The sequence below is a fragment of the Polaromonas sp. P1_E1_2 genome, assembly GCF_056406035.1.
In genome coordinates this window covers 1-1,481 of the sequence record NZ_JBFUAZ010000810.1, presented here as the reverse complement: position 1 = coordinate 1,481, position 1,481 = coordinate 1, and the positions used below count along the sequence as shown (strand labels likewise).

The window sequence follows — 1,481 nt, the reverse complement described above, 5'->3', positions numbered from 1 at the left end:
ACCGTACCCTGCGCCTCTATGGGTTTGTGGACGCAGGCAATGTTTTTGGTGAAAATGAGCGTTTTCGGGTAAATGACTTGCGGGCTTCCACAGGTATTGGTATCAGCTGGATTTCCCCAGTGGGTCCCTTGCGCATCGCTATTGCGACGCCGCTGCGCAAAATGCCAGGCGATAGAATAGAGCGGTTGCAATTCCAAATTGGTACATCTTTCTAATGAAGCATTTTTCAATCAAAATTTTCCTGGGCGTTGCCATTGCACTGGCGGGGTTCTCCGCAAGTGCGCAGGAGTTCAAGGTCGGGATTGTCAATCTGGACCGGATTTTCCGGGAGGCCAATTCCGCGAAAGCCGCCCAGACCAAACTTGAGCAGGAATTCAGCAAGCGTGAAAAAGAGCTGAACGATCTGGCGACCCAGCTGAAAACACTCTCCGACAAATTTGAGCGTGAAGCCCCGACGCTTGCGGAGAGTCAGCGCGTTTCACGGCAAAAGCAGCTTGTTGACCAGGATCGGGACTTCCAGCGCAAGCGCCGTGAATTCCAGGAAGACCTGAACACCCGCAAGAATGAAGAACTCCAGCAGGTCATCGAACGTGCGAACAAGGTTGTGAAGACGCTGGCTGAGACGGAAAAGTACGACCTGATTCTCCAGGAATCGGTCTATGTCAATCCCAAGCATGACATCACCGACAAGGTGATCAAGGCGTTGAACGCTGCCCGTTGATTGCGGGGTGTTCACCACGATCACCATCGTGAAAATGGCAGGCGCAGTGTGACACTCCGTCTTGCCGATATCGTTGAATCCCTGGCCGGTGCAGTACAGGTCGAACTGGTCGGCGACCCCGGCCTGCAGATAGAGCGGCTCTCTACGTTGGAGGCTGCCGGTCCAGCGGACCTGAGTTTCCTCAGCCACCCCAAATACTTGTCCAAGCTCGCGCAGTCCGAGGCTGTCTGCGTCATTGTGGCGCCCGCCGCGCGCGAGGCCGCAGTCAAGCGTGGCGCCTGCATCGTGACAGACGATCCCTACCACGCTTTTGCGTTGGTCACTCAACTCTGGAAGCGGTGGCATTCCCCGCAGGTGGTTCCGCACATTCATCCCAGTGCCTATATCGATCCCTCTGCCACTGTGGCGTCCGGCGTTTCGATCGGTGCATTTGCCTGCATTGGCCAAGGCGCGGTGATTGGCACGGATGCGCGGATTGCGGAGCATTGCGTCGTCGGGCGGCATGTGCAAATCGGTGCGAACACCCGGTTGTCGGCGCGCGTGACCGTGGCCGACGGCTGCCGCGTGGGGGAGCGCTGTATCGTGCACTCCGGCGCGGTGATCGGCGCTGATGGTTTTGGCTTTGCGTCGCACCAGGGACAGTGGGTGAAGATCGAGCRACTTGGTGGTGTGCAGATCGGCAATGATGTCGAGATCGGTGCCAACACCTGCATTGACCGCGGTGCGCTGCAGGATACGGTGCTGGAAGACGGTGTGAAGC

The 1,481-nt window shown here is 57.6% G+C and carries 3 protein-coding genes; all 3 read left to right on the top strand.

The features are described from left to right. Nucleotides 1-215 (top strand): BamA/TamA family outer membrane protein (locus AC1D1P_RS23135; protein WP_477674606.1); only part of this gene is annotated, 215 nt, incomplete at its 5' end. Further along, the gene (locus AC1D1P_RS23130; RefSeq protein WP_477669255.1) at nt 215-721 is read left to right on the top strand and encodes an OmpH/Skp family outer membrane protein; all 507 of its coding nucleotides are present in this window, start codon (nt 215-217) and stop codon (nt 719-721) included. The genes AC1D1P_RS23135 and AC1D1P_RS23130, both read left to right, overlap by 1 nt. Nucleotides 722-769: 48 nt before the next feature. Then, nucleotides 770-1,481 (top strand): UDP-3-O-(3-hydroxymyristoyl)glucosamine N-acyltransferase (locus tag AC1D1P_RS23125; RefSeq protein ID WP_477674605.1); only part of this gene is annotated, 712 nt, incomplete at its 3' end.